This is a genomic window from Pseudomonas sp. KB_15, assembly GCF_052114525.1.
Taxonomy (GTDB): Bacteria; Pseudomonadota; Gammaproteobacteria; order Pseudomonadales; family Pseudomonadaceae; genus Aquipseudomonas.
Window position 1 is genome coordinate 26,519 of sequence record NZ_JBFREX010000057.1, and the last position, 19,440, is coordinate 45,958.

Here is a 19,440-nt window from a genome sequence, read left to right on the forward strand (position 1 = left end):
GAACGCCGCCCGGAGCAAGCCCGCTCCCACAGGTACTGCGGCGCTTTTGTGGGAGCGGGCTTGCCCGCGATGGCAGCGACGCGATATTGCGGCAAACACCAACAATCTGAATAAGGATATTTGCACCACCGTGGCCACTTACTCGCTCGTTATCCGCCGCTTGATGATCGTTTCACTGACCATCGTGGTCAGCCGCGCCATCACCAGCCCCTTGCTCACGCTATTCCTGAGCAACAAGCTGGGCCTCAACCAACAGGACGTTGGCTTGCTGCTCGGTATCGCGGTGTTCATCGCCACCCTGCTGGCGCTTTATGGCGGCTATATCATCGACCGCCTGGAAAAGCGCCGGCTGCTGATCCTGGCGATGCTCTCCAGCGCTATCGGCTTCGTGCTGCTGACCTTTGCCGAAAACCTCTACCTGACCACCGCCACCCTAGTGATTACCGAGACCGCGTCAGCGCTGTTCCTCATCGGTTCCAAAGCGATCCTCAGCGAAAACCTGCCCATGGGCCAGCGGGCCAAGGCGTTTTCCCTGCGCTACACGCTGACCAACATCGGCTATGCCACAGGTCCCATGCTCGGCGTGGTGATTTCCGGGGTCTATCCGATCGCACCGTTCCTGATTGCCGGTGGCATCGCGTTCTTCAGCATCTTCCTGATGATAGGCATTCCCAGGGATTCGGCGCAGACACCCGCCATTGGGCAACCCCAGAGTTTCCTGAAAACCCTGGTCACCCTGAAAAACGACCGTACCCTGATCATGTTCACTTGCGGCTGCCTGCTMAGCACCGTGGTGCACGGGCGCTACACCCTCTACTTGTCGCAATACCTGCTGGTGACCCACGATTCCAAACGCGCCCTGGAAATCATGGCCGCCCTGCTCGCCTGCAACGCCATCAGCGTGATCCTGCTGCAGTACCAGATCGGCCGGTTCCTCAATCGCGAGAAGCTGCGCTACTGGATTGCCGCGGGCACCAGCCTGTTCATCCTTGGCCTGATCGGCTTCAGCCTGGCCGGCAGCATGGTGAGTTGGTGCGTGGCGATGTTCATCTTCACCCTCGGTGAAATGATCATTTACCCGGCCGAATTCCTCTTCGTCGACACCCTGGCCCCGGAAGAGCTGCGCGGCAGCTATTACGGAGCCCAGAACCTGGCGGCCCTCGGTGGCGCCCTGAGCCCGGTGATTTGTGGCTTTCTATTGATGCACACCCCCGCGCCCACGATGTTCTATGCCTTGAGCACACTGACCGCGATGGGTGGGTTCCTGTGCTTCATGAGCGGTCGTCGGGTGGCTATAGTGCAAAAATAATGCGCTGGAACCGCATTAATATGAACCTTTCAGTGGCACGAGCCTGTGGTTGAATTTCTCCAGAAAGCTGTCGACGACCTGCTCGTGCACAAAGAGGATCTTCAAGGCGGTACAACGCTGGCCGTTGAACGACAGCGAACCCTGCGCGGATCACGCGCAGACCGTCAGTCCCGCCTTGGGCACCGGGTCAATACGTGCACCACGCCATCCGCCAGCACCATCACCCCCGGCACACCCGCCGCACGCAAGGCCTGTTCGTCCAGTCGGGTTACATCACGCAACCGGACCCGCACTCGCGTTATCGCAATGCGCTGTTGCGACGCCAGGTTATCCAGCCCACCCAGCGCGGCGACCACGCTCGACGGCAGGTCCGTAGAAAGCAGGGCAGCCACCTTCGGCTCATCCACCAGCAGATCCGGGGTCAATGCCCTCCAGAACGCCCGTTGCATTTTCTCGAACATGTTCAGTTCTCCAACACCTGTGAAGTTTCGACCATCGCCTGCTGCTGCAAAGACAAGGCCTCGCGGACCTGCTCTGCACTCTCCAGCCCAAGTACCTGATGCGCGACTGCCTTACAGTCGCTGAGCTCGACCTCGCGAATCGCGGTCTTGATCGCCGGAATCAGCGGCACGCTGACCGACAGTTCATCCACCCCAAGCCCCAGCAACAGCGGCACCGCCAGAGTCTCCGAAGCCAGCGCGCCACACACCCCGACCCACTTGCCATGGGCATGGGCGGCCTTCACGGTGCTGGCGATCAGACGCAGTACCGAGGGGTGAAAACTGTCGGCTTGGCTGGCCAGACGTGGGTGATCGCGGTCCATGGCCAGGGTGTATTGGGTCAGGTCGTTGGTGCCAATGGAGAAGAAGTCCACCTCGGGGGCAAACAGATCCGCCATCAATGCCGCGGACGGGACTTCGATCATGATGCCCAGTTTCGGCAGCGCCTTGAGCCCGAGCGCCAGCGCCTCTTCTTCCAGCATCTGCCGCGCCAGGCGCAGCTCCGACAACTGGCTGACCAACGGCAGCATGATGTGCAGACGGGCCAGACCGGCGCTGCTCAGAATTGCCCGGAACTGCTCGCGCAACAGCTGCGGACGCTCCAGGCACAAGCGAATTCCGCGCATGCCCAGAAACGGATTGGCCTCGCTGTCCATTGGCACGTAGGCCAGCGGTTTGTCGCCGCCCACATCCAGCGTGCGCACCACCAGATTGCGCTCTGGCCCAAGGGCCCGGGCAATGGCGCTGTAAGTGACCGCTTGCTCGTCATGGCTGGGCGCGTTGTTGCGCTCCAGATAAAGAAACTCCGAACGCAGCAGACCGACACCCTCGCCGCCTAGCGTCATCGCCTGCTCGACCTCAAGCAGCGAGGCAACGTTGGCCGTCACCTCGAAATGATGGCCGTCACGGGTACAGGCCGCCAGCGAAGCCTGCTCGAGTTCGCGCTGATGTCGTTGCCGTTGCTGCTGACGTTTGCCGTGCAACTGTTCGATAGCCGACAGATCAGGGTCCAGGTGCAACTCACCCTTGTCCGCATCAAGCAGCACTCGGGTTCCGCTGGCCAGCGACAGCACCTGCACCGGTAAACCACAGACCGCCGGCAAACCCAAGGCCTGGGCGAGTATCGCCACATGGCTGGTCGCACCGCCGCCCACAGTGGCGAACCCCAACACCTTGTCGGTATCCAGGGCAGCGGTCTGCGACGGTGTCAGTTGTTCGGCAATCAAAATCGCCTGGTCCGGCAACTCCCGGATACCGTCCGGCACCCCGAGAATCAGCTTGAGCACGCGCTGGCCGACATCCATCAGGTCCAACGCCCGCTCGGCCAACAAGGTGTTGCCCAGCGACTTGAACAGCGTAGCGGTGGCTTGAGTGGCACTGTTCCAGGCAAACGCCGCGCTCTTGCCTTCAGCAACCAGGGCCTGGGCTTGCTCCAGCAGACTCGGGTCTTCCAGTAACTCCTGATGTGCCTTGAAAATATCCTCCTGCGCCTTGCCTTTCGCGTTGTCGCGCAAGTGTTGCAGCGCCTGCGTCGCGCGGGTCAGCGCATGCTCCAGGGACTCGCGCTCCGCGCGTTGATCCGCGGCAAACTCAGGCACCTCCAGGGTGCGCTCAGCTACCTGCACCACCTGCCCAAAGGCCGAACCCGCCGAAGCACAGACACCGCGCAACAGCTTCGTCGACACCTCCTGCGCCTGAACCACCGGCGCTACGACCGCCACCGCAGTCACGGCCTCACCGCAGCCATCCGCCAGTAGTTGGGCCAATGTGCTGATTGCCAATTCGGCATCTTCGCCCACCGCACTGACCTGCAGCGCATCGCCGTGAACCGTCTGCAACGCCATGATCGCCACCAGGGACTTGGCGTTTGCGCTGTCCTGCTGCTTGTGCAGGCAAATGCTTGCCGCAAAACCTTTCGCCGCCTGCGCAAAGATCGCCGCCGGCCGCGCGTGCAGACCATTGGCGTTGGGCAGGTGGACCGGTTTGGAGAACAGCGCTTCGCCCTCCTCCTGCGCAACGCTGGAACGCGGATCGCCGAGGCTCAGACGCAACACGGGCTGTGCACACGCCACCAGACCATTGTCAGGTGTCAGCAGGCTGAAGGGCTCGCCACTGACCAACAGCATCAAGGTCAACAGGCTGCGGGCATGCAGGGCTACATAGTCGGCATCGAACTCGATCAACGGCTGTCCGGCCTCGACACGCTGGCCCTGCCCGACCAAGGCGTTGAACCCCTTACCCGCCAGGTTCACGGTGTCCAGACCAATGTGCAGCAACACCTGTACGCCGCTGTCATCGGTGATGCTGATCGCATGACCACTGTGTTGAAGGTTGCTGATCACGCCGGCCAACGGCGCGCAAAGGGTCTGCGAGGTCGGATCGATGCACAGGCCGTCGCCGATCACCCGGCTGGCGAACACCGGATCCGGCACGTGATCAAGTGGCACCAGCACCCCGGACAGCGGCGCCAGCAATTGCAATGGTTGGGTTATGGTCATGACTTCACCTGCGGTTTTGTTCTTTGAAGTGCCGATGGAGCGCGAGCTCCGACAGCATCGCTTATTTCCACCAGTACTCGACTTGCAATCCGACGTTCGCACCATGCAGCGCCGTGCCGAACGCGCCGGTATCGGACAACGCTGAACCTTGTGCCAGTTCATTGGCCGCACGTTTGGCCGCTTCGTTCCAACTGGCATAGGTGTAGTACAAACGCACCTCGGGACGTTCCCAGAACCCCGGGCCCTTTGGCGACCAGGTCGGAACAAAGGAGAATTTATTCAACTTGCGCGTTCCTCCTGGGGCCTCGACCTGATCGTGTCCCAGTTCAGTCACCAACTTGAATTGATCGGTGATCGCGTAAGCCGGGCGAACGCCCAGGGAAATCCAGCTCTGGCCGTTACCGTCCGGGCGGATATCCTTCTGATAGACCGCTTCGAGCTGGCCACCAAAACGCGGTGTCACTTGCCAGTCGAAGAACTCCACCAGCCGGTAGCTCTTGTTGCTGTCGTCCAGGCCCACATCGCCGGTGTAACCCAACCCAGTGCCGGGCCCTTCGCCGTATTGCAGCGCCAGTTTGTTCTTACCGCCGAGGAAGTTTTTCTGCACATGCTGGGCGGTGATTGCCCAACCTGCGTGCGCATCGCTGCGGTCAGGTTTTTCGATGTAACTCAGGCCAAACTCCAATTCACCCCCCGGGTTGGTCTGAAAACCTGCGACGTTGAAATCCTGCCGGGTGACATAATCCTTCTGGTACAGGTTGTCCTTGCGCGAAAAGGCGTAGCTGTATTTCAGGTCACCGATCTTCACATCCTCGATACCACCACCCGTGGCGCTCTGGTTCCAGTAGTAGAAGTCGGAAATATGGATGTCGTTTCGTTTGTAGTAACGCCGCCCGGCCCACAACGAACCACCATTGAGACTCGGCAGGTTCGACCATTGTGCATACATCTGCGGCATGCGCACCGAGCCGTTATCACCGTTGAACGTCAGGTCTTTGTCGTACTGGTTGTACAACGAAGCCATGCCGTCGACGCTCAGCACCGAGCCGTCGTCCAGGGTGTACAGGTCCTGACGCAACTCCAGCTCGGCGTACTGCTCGCATTCGTTGCCCAAGCGGTATTTCGACTGGGCACCCTGCAGTTGAAAACACTGCTGAGGACCGCTGTTGACCGAGGTCCCGACGCCGCTACGCAAGTAACCGGCGAACTCCAAAGCCTGTGCCGAGAACGGCAACATCAGGCATGCGCACGATGCTGCAAGTTTGCGATTAATTGTGGTTTTCAAGAGCCGCCTCATTATTTTTATTGTGCTCATCCGGTAAAACCTGCGCGCAAGAAAACCCACGCAGTGCTCTGCGAGTTGTTTGAAGATCGTTTTTTAGTGGTCGGTCAGGTGCAGGACGAACGACTCGTAAGGCCGCAGGAACAGCTGCCGATTGCGGGTTGGACAGTCCCCGTAGTTGCTGATCACCAAGCGTTGCCCCATCGCGTCAGTGATCACCTCTTCGGGCAATTCAACTTCACACGCCGCGGCATAGAAGTTGTTCACCACCAGTAAACGCTCACCTTTACCTTCGCGCAGGTAAGCCCAGACTTGCGTGTGTTCGGGCAAGAGCTGGCGATAGACACCGTCCTGGATCAGCGGCTCGCTACGACGCAAGGCGATCAGTTCACGGTAGTGATACAGCACCGAGGCCGGGTCGTTGAACTGTTGCTCGACGTTGATCTGCGCCGCGTTCTCCGGCACGCCGATCCAGGGTTCGATGCTGCTGAAACCGGCGTGGGCTTGATCATTCCAGTGCATCGGTGTGCGGCCGTTATCCCGGGACTTCTGCATGATCGCCGCCATGCTTTCAGTCTCGGACTCACCGGCATCACGCTTGAGCCGGAAGATGTTCAGCGTCTCGACATCGCGATACTGCTCGATGCTCTCAAAGCCCGGGTTGGTCATGCCCAACTCTTCACCCTGATAGATGAACGGCGTGCCCTGAAGAAAATGCAGCGCGGTGCCGAGCATCTTCGCCGACACCACGCGGTGTTCGCCGTCATCACCAAACCGCGAAACCACTCGCGGCTGATCGTGGTTACACCAGAACAGCGCATTCCAGCCGCCACCGGCCTGCATGCCGGTCTGCCAGTCGGAAAGGATGCACTTGAGCTCGAGGAAGTCGAAGTCAGCGCGAACCCACTTCTGCAGGTTCGGGTAATCAACCTTCAGGTGATGAAAGTTGAAGGTCATAGACAGCTCTTTCGAGTCAGGCCGCGAGTAACGAATGCAATGCTCAAGGCTGGTGGAAGACATCTCGCCGACGTTGATCAGGTCATGGCCTTCGAAGACTTCGCGATGCATTTCCTGCAAGTAGTCGTGCACGTTCGGGCCGTCGGTGTAGAAACGCCGGCCATCGGTGTGGTCCTCGGGAAAATCTGCTGGCTTGGAGATCAGGTTGATCACGTCCAGGCGGAAACCGCCCACGCCCTTGTCACGCCAGAAGCGCATCATCTTGAAGACTTCAGCGCGCACCTGCGGATTATCCCAGTTCAGGTCGGCTTGAGTGTGGTCGAACAGGTGCAGGTAGTACTGACCGGTTTGCGCCTCGAACTCCCAGGCCGAACCACCGAACTTGGATTCCCAGTTGTTCGGCTGATCGCGCCAGATGTAGAAGTCACGGTACGGGTTATCAAGGCTGCTGCGCGCCTGCTGAAACCAGGTGTGCTCGACGGAAGTGTGGTTGACCACGATATCGAGCATCAGCTTGATACCCCGCCTGCCGGCCTCGGCGATCAGCAACTCGCAGTCAGCCATGGTCCCGTAGCTCGGGTCGATGGCGTAGTAGTCGCTGATGTCGTAGCCATTGTCGCGCTGGGGCGAACGCAGGAACGGGGTGATCCACAGACAATCCACACCCAGCCATTGCAGGTAATCGAGCTTGGCCACCACCCCGAGCAGATCGCCCGTGGGGTTGCCGGCGTGGCTGTGAAAACTCTTCGGGTAGATCTGGTAGATCACCGAGCGTTGCCAGTCTTGCATGACTGAGTTCCTTCAGTAAGTTTTGTATCGGCCTTGCGGGCCTCATCGCGGGCAAGCCCGCTCCCACAGTTGATCGCGTTCCAATGTGGGAGCGAGCTTGCTCGCGATAGCGATCTGTCAGGCGACTCGATATCCAGGCCGGACAATCTTCATGCTCAAGCCACAGGTCAAAACGAACGGCACGACCATGGCGATGACCATCCCGACCACGAACATCGGAATGAACTGCGGAATGATCGAGATGAAACCGGGCAAGCCACCGACACCGATCGCCGAGGCCTGAACCTTGTTCAGCGACAGGAACATGCAGCCCAGCGCCGATCCGATCAACGCTGCGTAGAACGGAAACTTGTAGCGCAGGTTGACGCCGAACATGGCCGGTTCGGTGATGCCGAAATAGGCGGAAATCGCTGAGGTCGAGGCCATGCTTTTATCCCGCGCACTGCGGGTCATGTAGAACACCCCGAGTGCCGCGCTGCCTTGTGCGAGGTTGGACATGACGATCATCGGCCAGATGAAGGTGCCGCCCTGGGTGGAAATAAGCTGCAAATCGACCGCAAGAAACATGTGGTGCATGCCGGTAATCACCAGCGGCGCATACAGCAGACCGAAAATCGCCCCGCCGACCATCGGCGCCAGGTCAAACAAGGTCACCACGCCTTCGGTGATCAGAATCCCCAGGTGACGGGTCACCGGACCGATCACGGCCAGCGCCAACACCCCGGTCACGACGATCGTGGTAATTGGCACCACCAGCAGTTGAATGGCATTGGGTACCCGCGCCCGCAGCCATTTTTCAATGACGCTCATGACGTAGGCGGCCATCAGGATCGGCAGAATCTGACCTTGGTAGCCGACCTTCTCGATCTTGAACCAGCCAAAAATATCGAAGTACGGCAGGCTCTGGCCGTCCAGCCCGGCCACCGCCTTGCCGTAGTTCCAGGCGTTGAGCAGGTCCGGGTGAACCAGCATCAGACCCAGCACGATGCCAAGGATTTCACTGCCGCCAAAACGCTTGGCTGCCGACCAGCCGACCAGCGCCGGGAGGAACACGAACGAGGTGTTGGCCATCAGATTGATCAAGCTCCAGACACCGTCCAGCGTCGGGTAGGCCTCAAGCAGGGTCTTGCCGGCAATGAACATGCCTTTGGCGCCGATCAGGTTGTTCACCCCCATCAGCAGGCCGGCAATGATCAGCGCCGGCAGAATCGGCATGAACACATCGGAGAACACCCGCACCAGACGCTGCATGGCATTGGTTTTATCGACGCCCTTTTGTTTCACGTCGGCGATGGTCGACGCAGCAAGCCCTGTCTGCTGGCGCAGCGCGGCGTAAACCTTCTCGACTTCGCCGGGACCGATGACCACCTGAAACAGGCCGCCCGTGAAGAACGAGCCTTTGACCAGGTCGATCTGATTCAGCGTCGTACTGTCGACCCGCTGCGGGTCTTTGAGGGCCAGGCGCAGTCGCGTGACGCAATGTGCGGCCTGTTCAAGGTTGTCAGCACCACCGAGGCTATGAAGCAGCTCGCTGGCGATAGTCGCGTAGTCATGGCTCATGCTTTTCATCCACTGTGTTTTTTGTTGTTTGGCAGCACACTGAAGCGAAAAATACTCGTCTGTACGAGTTAAAGCAACAACTCGTACAGACGAGTTTGGGTTTATTTATCGATGACTCGTCCAGCGGCGATATTTGCGACAGCCACGACCGCCCCGCCATTTGTGCAATAGACAAACCCTCACGCGTTCCCTAAGGTTCCTGCCTTGAGCACAACGCAGCCATTCCCATGAGCAAATACAACCAGATCTACAGCGATCTGCTTACCAGTATCACCACCGAACGACTGGAACGCGGCGCCCGACTGCCTTCCGAAACCGAATTGATGGACAGCTACCAAGCCAGTCGCGGTACTGTGCGCAAAGCCATAGAACTGCTTCAGGAACGCGGCTTCGCGCAAAAAATTCACGGTAAAGGCACCTTCGTGCTGTCGCCCAGTCCGATCGAATTCCAGCTCGGCGGTATCGTCAGTTTCCAGGAAACCCACCCAAGGCTGGGCAATGATGTCAGCACCGAGGTGGTGGCGTTCGAGCAGTTCCCCCTGCAAGGTGCCTTGCGCGAACACCTGAAAGCCGAAGAAGGTAGCCTGATCACGCGGATCAAACGCGTGCGTCGAATCGATGGCAAACGGGTCATCCTCGACATCAACCACTTCGTCGCCGATCTCATTCCGGGGCTGAATTGCGAAATTGCCGAACATTCGATCTATGCCTTCATCGAACAGACGCTGCACCTGCAAATCAGCTATGCCCAGCGCACCATCGAAGCCGTACCGCGAGGCAAGGACGACCAGCAGCACCTTGATCTTGAGGGGCAGAGCCATGTGATCGTGGTCAGCAACCAGACCTTTTTGCAGGACGGCCGGCAGTTCGAGTACACCGAGTCGCGGCATACTCTGGACAAGTTTTACTTTTCGGATGTGGCTAGACGATGAAAGCATCGGTAGCGACCTGGGACACGTCTGTTTTACAGAGTGACCGGGGTGTCACCGACCTGCTGCCGACGCTCGGAATCGCTAGGGGATCTTCTCTGGATCAACAGCACAAATCGGTCTTCGTTCCCCGTGTTTTCGTTACAGGAGGGTTGTTCCAGCTGGAATCCGCAACGATCGAGAACTTTTCTGGAGCCAACATTTTCCTTGAAGGCATATGCAACCAATTGCGCAAGTCCCCAGCGCGTCTTTGCTTGCTGTATCAGATGCCTCAACACCAGAGTGGCCAGCCCCTGCCCGCACGCGCTCTGAGCAATTCGATAGCCGACTTCAGCAGAACGGGTCGATGAGTCGATGCTTTTCAGATTGGCTCGCCCCACGATTCTTTGACTGGAATCCTCGATGACAAACGGGTGCCAGGCGCCGATGGCAAAATCGGACAAATAGCTTTCGATATGATCGGCGACACCCTGCAACGAGTAAAAAGAAGGGGCACGCGGATCAATATGGGATTCGAACCATTCACGGTTATGGACTTCGAATGCCAGCAACGCTTGAGCGTCAGTCTTTTTCAGCTCGCGAACGTTAAACGATTCCATTCATAACCTCTCCTTTGCCTTGTGCCGAAATGGCTCAAGTTTATCTCATACCTGAACAACCTTGCCGGGCCGAGCCTTCCCTTCCTCGAGTCCGAGCGGCTTGCACAAAACATATGGATAAACGTATATTCAGATAACCATATGTATCGAGCCACGCAAATGCTCAATCCTGCCGCCGTATTCAAATGCCTGTCCGACGAAACCCGCGCCCGAGCCACCTTGCTCATCACTCGTGAAGGCGAGTTATGTGTTTGTGAGCTGGTCTGCGCCCTGGACGACAGTCAGCCTAAAATTTCCCGCCATCTTGCACAGCTTCGCGGCTGCGGCCTGCTTCTCGACCGCCGCCAAGGGCAATGGGTGTATTACCGGCTCAACCCTGATCTGCCCGCGTGGGTTCGTGACGTTCTGGAGGCAACGTTGCTGGCGAACGCCGACTGGCTTGCGCAAAACAGCACTCGCCTTGCCGCAATGGGCGACCGTCCACTGAACACTTCCGCCTGCTGCTGACCCTGCATTCATCGAGACTCCACATGTTGACTGCGTTTACCATTTTCCTGCTCACCATGGTGTTGGTCATCTGGCAACCCAAGGGTCTGGGCGTCGGCTGGAGCGCCTCCCTGGGAGCTGTTCTGGCACTGCTTGCTGGCGTCGTGACGCTGGACGATATTCCACTGGTGTGGGGCATTGTCTGGAACGCCACCGCAACGTTCATCTCGCTCATCATCATCAGTCTGTTGCTCGATGAGGCCGGCTTCTTCCAGTGGGCCGCCTTGCATGTGGCGCGCTGGGCCAAGGGCGACGGGCGTCGCCTGTTCGCATTCACGATACTGCTGGGGGCCGGCGTTTCCGCTCTGTTTGCCAACGACGGTGCAGCCCTGATTTTGACCCCCATCGTTGTTTCCATACTGCTCGCATTACGCTTTTCGCCAACGTCTACCCTGGCGTTCGTCATGGCGGCCGGCTTTATCGCCGACACGGCGAGCTTGCCCCTGGTGGTGTCCAACCTCGTCAACATCGTTTCGGCCGACTACTTCGACCTGGGTTTCAGCGAATACGCGTCCATCATGGTGCCGGTCAATGTCGTTGCCGTGGCGACCACTCTCGCGGTGCTGTACTGGTTTTTCCGGCGTGACATTCCCAGGCACTACTCACTGGACGACGTGCAGGATCCGCGACGTGCCGTGCGAGACCCTCTGACCTTTCGAGTCGGCTGGATGGTTCTGGGGCTGTTGTTGATCGGGCTGTTTGCGCTGGAACCCTTGGGCATTCCAGTCAGTGCAATCGCAGCGCTCTGTGCCGCGATGCTGTTCGCGGTGGCTGCGCGTGGGCACGTGATTTCAACGCGACGGGTGCTGCGTGAGGCGCCCTGGCAGGTCGTGATTTTTTCGCTGGGCATGTACCTGGTGGTGTACGGGCTGAAAAACGCCGGACTGACCGCCTATATGACAATGGCGCTGAACCACATGGCCGAATTCGGCATCTGGGGCGCCGCGTTGGGCACAGGCCTGCTCACGGCTTTGCTGTCATCGGGCATGAACAACATGCCCACGGTGTTGGTGGGCGCACTGTCGATCCAAGCCAGTGACGCCACTGGTGTGGTACGTGAAGCCATGATCTACGCCAATGTCATCGGCTCTGATCTCGGCCCCAAGATCACCCCTATCGGCAGTCTGGCCACCCTGCTCTGGCTGCATGTTCTGGAGCGCAAGGGCATCCGCATAACCTGGGGTTACTACTTCAAGGTCGGCGTGGTTCTGACGCTGCCGATTCTGCTCATCACCTTGTCTGCCCTGGCCTTGCGCCTGAGCGTCTAACCCTGTGCGGCTGCAAAGAGGAGTCACCATGCGCGTTCTGTTTATGTGTACCGCCAACAGCTGCCGCAGCATCCTGTCCGAAGCCATGTTCAACCATCTCGCCCCGGAAGGTTTTCAGGCGATCAGTGCCGGCAGCTTCCCCAAGGGACAGGTGCTGCCCCGTAGCCTGGACACGTTGCAAGAGGCTGGCATTGCCATCGACGGCTTGAGCAGCAAAGGCAATGACGCATTCGAAGCCAACCCGCCGGACATCGTCATTACGGTCTGCGATAAGGCCGCCGGTGAGGCCTGCCCCCTGTACTTCGGGCCGGCACTGAAAGCGCATTGGGGACTGGAAGACCCATCGGATATAAAGGGCGATGAAGCGACTGTAGCGGCGGCGTTCCACTCAACCCTGACGCGTATCGAAACGCGCTGCCGGGCATTTCTGGACCTGCCGTTTGCACAACTTGACCGCGATGCGCTGAAGCGGGAACTCGACCGCATCAGCACGTTATAACCGCAGCCCTCGTCATCTGCTACCGGGGCGGATTCGGTTGCTCAGGGCGAAGCCAGACTCATTCAACTAACACTGCTGCTCGTTTCGGACCGCGCGACACGATGTCGAAAAAAAGTCGCAAACCCCACGACGCTTCAGAGCTTGCGACTCTTTACGATACGTCCCTCAAGCTCCCGGGACGTTTTCTACGGGAATGCCTGCCGTGTTCATTGCCGAACGTACAGGCCTAGTTCTCGACCTCAACAGCATCGAAATCCGGGGCGTCCGGGGCGTCTGCCACATCCTCTCGGGCTTCTTTCGCCTCGACTTTGGCAGCCTCTCGGGCGTCGTTCGCCTCAACCTTGGCGGCGTCCCTGGCTGCATCCGCAGCAGCCCGGGCAGCATCCCTGGCGGCATCTGCATCGGCCTTGGCAGCGTCCCTGGCTGCATCTGCAGCGGCGCGGGCCGCATCTCTGGCTGCATCTGCGCCCGCTACGCCAGCAGCTTTTGCGGCATCCCTGGCTGCATCGGCTTCAGCTCTGGCGGCGTCTCTGGCTGCATTGGCAGTAGCTTTTGCCGCATCCCGGGCTGCATCTGCATCAGCCCTGGCAGCATCCCTGGCAGCATCCCTGGCGGCATCTGCGGCATCTGCGGCATCTGCGGCATCTGCGGCATCGTTGTCAGCGTCGTTGTCGTTGTCATGCGCATTGCCCGGGCCTCTGTTCCCGGCCATACCACCATGGTCAGCGTCGCCGCGCCCCGGGCCTCCATGACCGTCACCGTCATGGCCTGCAGCTCCATGGTCGCCGCCACCGTGACCGCCTCCGCCGTCACCACCGTGACCACCGCCTCCGGAGCCACCGCCACCGTGACCACCACCGCCTCCACCGCCTCCACCGCCGCCATCTTTGGCATACACGCTGGAGAAACTACCGATGTAATCGGGCACCAGGACAGTCGATGCCGACAGGACTCCGCCGATTGCCAGAGCCAACAAACATTTTTTGAGCAGCATGATGCACCTCCGCTTGGAGTTGCGTCGTCATCTCCCTGTCAAACGCAATATCCAGTGAGTTCCCGGCCGCCCATTGGAGCGGCCGGCCAACCGGCACGGCCATGAATCTGCAGCAATCACTAGCAACTGCGGTTTTTCGCACGATCCCTCAGAGCCAGCTGGCATCGTTACGTGGGAAATAATCCCACATTTTTTTAGATAAGTGCTTTCAACCCGAGTTCAACGAAAGAGAATCCGGACTGACGCATGGGTTGAGCAAAAAACTTCAACCTGACCCGAATGGTTAAAACCGGCACGACGATGGGTGCCGGTCACTTGCAACATCAGTCCTTCATTTTTTTATGGACACAATCGTGGCTCTACCGCCCTCCAGCCGAAAGGAAAACGATACATGGTCTCCAACCTTCAGCCCTTTCAGCTGATCTTCCGTCACTGAAAAGGCCATGGTCATCGGCGGCCACTGCACCGCTGGAACGGCGCCGTGAGCGAGGGTCACCGCATGCTTCGCGGGATCGATCGCCTTGATCGTGCCCTCGGCGCTGGCGACAGGAGCCTGCTTCGATTCCTGCTTCATCTCCATGTCGCCCATACCCTCCATTTTCATTCCTGGCATGCCCTGCGCGTAGGTAGAAAGCGACAACACAACAGCGGTGCTTGCGACTGCAATCAGGGTCAGTTTCATACGACTTTTCCTTCAAGGGTGACGGGTTCTATTGGGAGGTTTCGGCGGCGCATCAAGCGATAGGCTGCCGGAATGACAAACAGGGACAGTAAAGGCGCCGTGACCATACCGCCGACCATGGGCGCGGCAATGCGGCTCATCACTTCGCTACCCGTACCGCTGCCCAACAGGATGGGTAACAGGCCTGCAATGATCACGGCCACGGTCATGGCCTTGGGACGAACGCGCTGCACAGCGCCTTCACGAATCGCCGCCACCAGCCCGCGCTCAGTGCTGTCGCCGAGGTCTTCACGCTCGGCCCAGGCGTTCTTCAGATAGAGCAGCATGATTACGCCGAACTCGGCAGAAACACCGGCCAAGGCGATGAACCCGACCCCGGTGGCCACCGACAGGTTGAACCCCAGCAGGTAGAGGAACCATGCCCCGCCAGTCAGTGCGAACGGCAGAGTGGCCATGATCAGCAAAGCCTCGTCGAATCGGGCGAACGTCAGGTAGAGCAACACGAAGATGATCAACAGCGTGGCCGGTACCACCAGCTTGAGGCGTGCGTTGGCCCTTTCGAGAAACTCGAACTGCCCTGAGTAGCTCAGGCTCATGCCCGGTTGCAACCTGACCTGTTCATTGACGACCCGACGAAGATCGGCAACCACCGAGGCAATATCCCGACCACGCACGTCGATGTACACCCAGCCTGAAGGTCGTGCGTTTTCGCTCTTGAGCATCGGCGGACCGTCGCTGACCTTGACCTTCGCCACCGTGCCAAGGGTGATCTGACTACCCAGCGGGGTATAGATCGGCAGTTGCTCCAGGGCGTCGAGCGAGTCTCGCCACTCACGAGGGTAACGGACGTTGATCGGGAAACGTGCGAGCCCTTCAATGGTCTCGCCGACATTTTCACCGCCGAGGGCACCGGCGACGATGGACTGCACATCGGCGATATTCAGTCCGTAGCGGGCGGCGGCCTTGCGGTCGATATCCACATCGATATAGCGGCCGCCGGTCAGCCGCTCGGCCAGCGCCGAACTGACACCGGGCACGTCCTTGGCCACTCGCTCGACCGCCTGGGTGACAACATCTATTTCCGCCAGATTGCTGCCGGCAACCTTCACACCGATCGGGCTCTTTATACCCGTCGCCAGCATGTCGATACGGTTTCGAATCGGCGGTATCCAGATGTTTGTCAAACCGGGAACGCGCACCACGCGATCCAGTTCCTCCACCAGTTTTTCCTGGGTCATGCCCGGGCGCCATTGCTCGTGGGGTTTGAACTGGATCGTGGTTTCGAACATTTCCAGCGGTGCCGGGTCGGTGGCGGTTTCGGCACGACCGGCTTTACCGAAGACGTGTTCGACCTCTGGAACGGTCTTGATCAAGCGGTCGGTCTGTTGCAGCAGTTGCGCCGCTTTCTGCGCCGACAATCCCGGCAGTGCAGAAGGCATGTAGAGCAGGTCGCCCTCATCCAGCGGGGGGAGAAATTCGCCACCCAGGCGAGACATTGGCCATAGCGCACTGACAAACACCAACAGCGCCACCAGCAGCGAGATCTTTGGTCGACGCAAGACTGCGTCCAGGGCTGGCTGATAGATCCGAATCAACCACCGGTTCAACGGGTTCTGTTGTTCACCGGGAATTCGCCCGCGAATCCAGTAGCCCATCAGCACTGGCACCAAGGTCACTGACAATCCCGCCGCTGCGGCCATGGCATAGGTCTTGGTGAACGCCAGTGGACCGAACAGCCGCCCCTCTTGTGCTTCCAGGGTGAACACCGGAATGAACGACAGGGTGATGATCAGCAAACAGAAGAACAGTGCCGGCCCTACCTCTGCCGCCGCTTCGGTCATTACATGCCAATGACGCTCGCCCCTCAGTTCCTCTCCTGGATTGGCCACGTGCCAAGCCTCGATCTTCTTGTGGGCGTTTTCGATCATCACCACGGCGGCATCGACCATGGCGCCGATGGCGATGGCAATCCCGCCCAAGGACATGATGTTGGCGTTGATCCCTTGGTAACGCATGACGATGAAGGCAATCAACACACCCACAGGCAGGGAGATGATCGCCACCAGGGATGAGCGCAGGTGCCAGAGGAAGATCCCGCACACCAACGCAACGACGATGAACTCCTCGATGAGCTTGTGGCTGAGGTTTTCCACGGCGCGGTCGATCAGCTTGCTGCGGTCGTAGGTGGTGACGATTTCCACGCCGGCCGGCAGACTGCTTTTCAGTTCGTCAAGTTTGGCCTTGACCGCAGCAATGGTCTCGCGAGCGTTCTTGCCGCTACGCAAAATCACTACACCGCCGACCGTCTCACCTTCGCCGTCGAGTTCGCTGATGCCACGCCGCATTTCCGGTCCCGACTGGATCGTGGCCACATCGCCAAGGGTCACTGGCACGCTGCCCGCACCGAGCTTGAGCGGGATCGCCCGAAAGTCATTGAGCGACTTCAGGTAACCGGAAGCCCGCACAATGAACTCGCTCTCCGCCATTTCCAGCACGGCACCACCGGTTTCCTGGTTGGCTTTGCCAATCGCCTCGGATACCTCGCCCTGAGTGATGCCGAGGCTGGCCAGTTTGAGCGGATCCAACTGCACCTGATACTGCTTGACCATCCCCCCCACGGTGGCCACTTCCGCCACATTGGGCAGAGTCTTGAGTTCGAACTTGAGGAACCAGTCCTGAAGTGCTCGAAGCTGCGCCAGATCGTGTCCGCCACTGCGATCCACCATCGCGTACTGATAAATCCAGCCCACTCCCGTCGCATCCGGCCCCAACGCCGGTTTGGCGCTGGCCGGCAACCGACTTTGTATTTGGCTCAGGTACTCCAACACCCGCGAGCGGGCCCAATACAAGTCAGTGCCGTCTTCAAACAGCACGTAAACAAAGCTGTCACCGAAGAAGGAATACCCTCGCACAGTCCTGGCGCCCGGTACCGAGAGCATCGTAGTGGCCAACGGATAGGTCACCTGGTTCTCGACGATCTGCGGTGCTTGACCTGCATAAGGGGTGCGGATAATCACCTGCACGTCGGAGAGGTCTGGCAGCGCATCAATGGGCGTGCTCTGCACCGACCAAATGCCCCACGCGGTGACGAACAGTGTCGCCAGTAACACCAGGAACCGGTTGGCCACCGACCAACGAATCAGGGCTGCGATCATGGCTGGCTCCCCGATTTGTCCAGACGCTCGACACGCAAGCCATCGTCGGTCTGGATCACCGCGACCCGAACCTTGTCACCCGCTTTGAGACCCTGCATCAGAGCGGGGTTGGCGAGTGGGAAAGTCATCGTCATGCCTGGCATGCCCAGCGTCTTGAAAGGACCGTGGGCGAGCGTGACTTCTTTGTCGTTGATCTCGACGATCTGCCCATCCGCCTCATGCAAACTGGAGGCTGCTGCACTGAGAGGTGACTCCTCCCCTGAGCCTGCAACCACACCCTTGAGACTGGCCTCCGAATCGAGCAGGAACTGGCCGGACGTCACCACTTTCTGGCCTTCATCCAGACCTTTCACTATCGCTGTCTTGCCATCGCTTTCCTGCCCGGGCTGCACTTCCACGGGACGATAGCGGCCCGCGTCTTCGGCAAGCATCACCAGCGCACGTCGGCCAGTACGGATGACGGCCTCGCTCGGCACCCATAACACACTGTGCCCGGTTGAGCGGGTCAAGCGCACTTGCGCCGTCAAACCCGGTCGCAGGCGACCGTCTGGATTGGGCAGTTCCACCCGTACACGCAGGGTACGGCTGTCTGGATTGGTCTCTGGCAGAATTGCGCTGACCTTGCCATTGAGATTTATCCCCGGGAAGGCTGGCAATTGCGCTTCAACCGCTTGCCCCACGGTGATCGATCCGGCCTCCGATTCTGGAACGGCCACGGCCAGCCAGACATTGCTCAAGCCATTGACGCGTGCCAGAGTATCGCCAGTCGCCACCGTCATACCTGCACGTACATTCAGTTCTTGCAGCACACCACCAATGGGGCTGGTGAGCGTCAGGTAGGGTTGGACCTTACCGCCACGCTCTACCTGAGTTATCAGTGTTGCCGGCATCCCTGTGAGCCGCAGTCGCTGGCGGGCCGCAGCCAACAGGTCAACATCACCGTTGTGCTTCAGGGCAAGAAACTCTGTCTGGGCGGCGGCCCATTCCGGCACCAGGATATCGGCCAATGCCGCATTGGCTTTGAGCACATCGCCTGGAGCATGGGCATAGACCCGTTCCACGAAGCCAGCTGTGCGTGCCTGGATCACCGCGACATCCCGCTCGTTGAATGCCAGGACACCTGTCACGTCGAGGCTGGAATCAAAGATCCCGCGGGTGACTGTGGCAAAGCGCAGACCGAGATTCTGGGTGAGGCCTGGATCGATGCTGACAGTCGCATGATCCCCTGCCCCGCTGGCGTACTGGGGGACCAGTTGCATGTCCATGAAGGGGGACTTACCCGGCTTATCGAACTTTTGCTGCGGGTACATGGGGTCATACCAATACAGTGCCTTGCGTTCGTCCGGTGACTTGAGGCTTTGCTCAGGGGCAGTACCAGGTGCGGTACCCATCCGCTGATCAGCAAACCAATAACCACCGGCAACACCCAATACCATTGATATGCCGGCCAGCAATGCTCCATTCCATTTAAGGTTCATTGGCTGGACTCCCCATAAGCAAAATAGAGTCGCGCGCTGGTCAGCGCTCGCTGCTCCTCCACGTCGACTTGTTTGAGGCGGGCCTCGATCAGTTCACGTCGGGCGGCAACCACGGTGCTCAAATCGCCTTTACCGGCACGGTAACTGGCCATGCTGAGTTCGACCTTTTCCCTGGCCAGCGGCAACAGGCTTTCCTGGTTTCGCTGTACCGCACGATTGAGGCGCTCGTAGTCAGCCAGTTCGCTCTCCAGTTGCTGGGTATGCTCGCGTGACAGGGCCTCACGCTCGGCCTCAAGTTGGTTGAGTTCAGCCTGTTGAGCTGCAATTTTGGGGTTTTGACGAGAGTCAGGAAACAGCGGCAGGTCCCAGGAAAATTGCACGCTGACCATATTGCC

At 59.4% G+C, this 19,440-nt stretch carries 16 protein-coding genes and 1 pseudogene; 5 read left to right on the plus strand and 12 right to left on the minus strand.

Features of this window, described 5'->3' with window-relative positions; translation table 11 throughout:
- The first annotated feature begins 130 nt into the window (after positions 1-130).
- Positions 131-1,309 carry an MFS transporter gene (locus AB4Z35_RS27290; RefSeq protein ID WP_442100530.1) on the plus strand — a complete coding sequence of 393 codons (1,179 nt, stop codon included), beginning with the start codon at positions 131-133 and terminating at the stop codon, positions 1,307-1,309.
- Positions 1,310-1,336: 27 nt separating this feature from the next.
- Here AB4Z35_RS27290 and AB4Z35_RS27295 read toward each other — a convergent pair.
- The 6 genes and pseudogenes from AB4Z35_RS27295 to treP all read right to left on the minus strand — a co-directional run.
- Positions 1,337-1,450 (minus strand): annotated as a pseudogene (locus AB4Z35_RS27295) (aldehyde dehydrogenase family protein); the annotation flags it as partial.
- Positions 1,451-1,473: 23 nt separating this feature from the next.
- Positions 1,474-1,770 carry a PTS transporter subunit EIIB gene (locus tag AB4Z35_RS27300; protein ID WP_008001394.1) on the minus strand — a complete coding sequence of 99 codons (297 nt, stop codon included), beginning with the start codon at positions 1,768-1,770 and terminating at the stop codon, positions 1,474-1,476.
- A 2-nt stretch (positions 1,771-1,772) separates the two neighbouring features.
- On the minus strand, positions 1,773-4,307 hold the full coding sequence (gene ptsP, locus AB4Z35_RS27305; protein WP_442100531.1) for a phosphoenolpyruvate--protein phosphotransferase: 2,535 nt from the start codon (positions 4,305-4,307) through the stop codon (positions 1,773-1,775).
- Positions 4,308-4,368: 61 nt separating this feature from the next.
- Positions 4,369-5,592: a maltoporin gene (locus tag AB4Z35_RS27310; RefSeq protein ID WP_442100532.1), complete on the minus strand. Its 1,224-nt coding sequence runs from the start codon at positions 5,590-5,592 to the stop codon at positions 4,369-4,371.
- Positions 5,593-5,685: 93 nt separating this feature from the next.
- The gene (treC, locus tag AB4Z35_RS27315; RefSeq protein WP_442100533.1) at positions 5,686-7,335 is read right to left on the minus strand and encodes an alpha,alpha-phosphotrehalase; all 1,650 of its coding nucleotides are present in this window, start codon (positions 7,333-7,335) and stop codon (positions 5,686-5,688) included.
- A 117-nt stretch (positions 7,336-7,452) separates the two neighbouring features.
- Positions 7,453-8,895, minus strand: a complete 1,443-nt coding sequence (gene treP, locus AB4Z35_RS27320) for a PTS system trehalose-specific EIIBC component (protein WP_442100534.1) — start codon at positions 8,893-8,895, stop codon at positions 7,453-7,455.
- Positions 8,896-9,122: 227 nt separating this feature from the next.
- Here treP and treR point away from each other — a divergent pair, with 227 nt between their 5' ends.
- Positions 9,123-9,827: a trehalose operon repressor gene (gene treR, locus AB4Z35_RS27325; protein ID WP_277529434.1), complete on the plus strand. Its 705-nt coding sequence runs from the start codon at positions 9,123-9,125 to the stop codon at positions 9,825-9,827.
- 32 nt (positions 9,828-9,859) lie between these two features.
- Here the strand turns inward: treR and AB4Z35_RS27330 are convergent, their stop codons facing one another.
- Positions 9,860-10,423, minus strand: coding sequence for a GNAT family N-acetyltransferase (locus AB4Z35_RS27330; protein WP_442100535.1), 564 nt, complete (start codon positions 10,421-10,423; stop codon positions 9,860-9,862).
- A 159-nt stretch (positions 10,424-10,582) separates the two neighbouring features.
- Here AB4Z35_RS27330 and AB4Z35_RS27335 point away from each other — a divergent pair, with 159 nt between their 5' ends.
- From AB4Z35_RS27335 to AB4Z35_RS27345, 3 genes are read left to right on the plus strand one after another with little or no spacing between them, the layout of a single operon-like run.
- Complete coding sequence (locus AB4Z35_RS27335) at positions 10,583-10,930, plus strand: metalloregulator ArsR/SmtB family transcription factor (RefSeq protein ID WP_442100536.1); 348 nt, start codon at positions 10,583-10,585, stop codon at positions 10,928-10,930.
- Positions 10,931-10,953: 23 nt separating this feature from the next.
- A complete protein-coding gene (locus AB4Z35_RS27340) occupies positions 10,954-12,237 on the plus strand; it encodes an arsenic transporter (RefSeq protein ID WP_442100537.1) in 1,284 nt (427 codons plus the stop codon).
- 28 nt (positions 12,238-12,265) lie between these two features.
- A complete protein-coding gene (locus AB4Z35_RS27345; protein ID WP_442100538.1) occupies positions 12,266-12,736 on the plus strand; it encodes an arsenate reductase ArsC in 471 nt (156 codons plus the stop codon).
- Positions 12,737-13,207: 471 nt separating this feature from the next.
- Here AB4Z35_RS27345 and AB4Z35_RS27350 read toward each other — a convergent pair whose 3' ends face one another.
- From AB4Z35_RS27350 to AB4Z35_RS27370, 5 genes are all read right to left on the minus strand, one after another.
- On the minus strand, positions 13,208-13,621 hold the full coding sequence (locus tag AB4Z35_RS27350) for a hypothetical protein (RefSeq protein WP_442100540.1): 414 nt from the start codon (positions 13,619-13,621) through the stop codon (positions 13,208-13,210).
- A 440-nt stretch (positions 13,622-14,061) separates the two neighbouring features.
- The gene (locus tag AB4Z35_RS27355) at positions 14,062-14,412 is read right to left on the minus strand and encodes a copper-binding protein (RefSeq protein WP_442100542.1); all 351 of its coding nucleotides are present in this window, start codon (positions 14,410-14,412) and stop codon (positions 14,062-14,064) included.
- Complete coding sequence (locus AB4Z35_RS27360; RefSeq protein WP_442100544.1) at positions 14,409-17,567, minus strand: efflux RND transporter permease subunit; 3,159 nt, start codon at positions 17,565-17,567, stop codon at positions 14,409-14,411. The genes AB4Z35_RS27355 and AB4Z35_RS27360 overlap by 4 nt, the downstream gene beginning before the upstream one ends.
- A complete protein-coding gene (locus AB4Z35_RS27365) occupies positions 17,564-19,045 on the minus strand; it encodes an efflux RND transporter periplasmic adaptor subunit (RefSeq protein WP_442100546.1) in 1,482 nt (493 codons plus the stop codon). Before AB4Z35_RS27365 ends, AB4Z35_RS27360 begins: the two co-directional genes overlap by 4 nt.
- Positions 19,042-19,440: TolC family protein (locus AB4Z35_RS27370; RefSeq protein WP_442100548.1), on the minus strand; the 399-nt coding region annotated here is incomplete at its 5' end. The genes AB4Z35_RS27365 and AB4Z35_RS27370, both read right to left, overlap by 4 nt.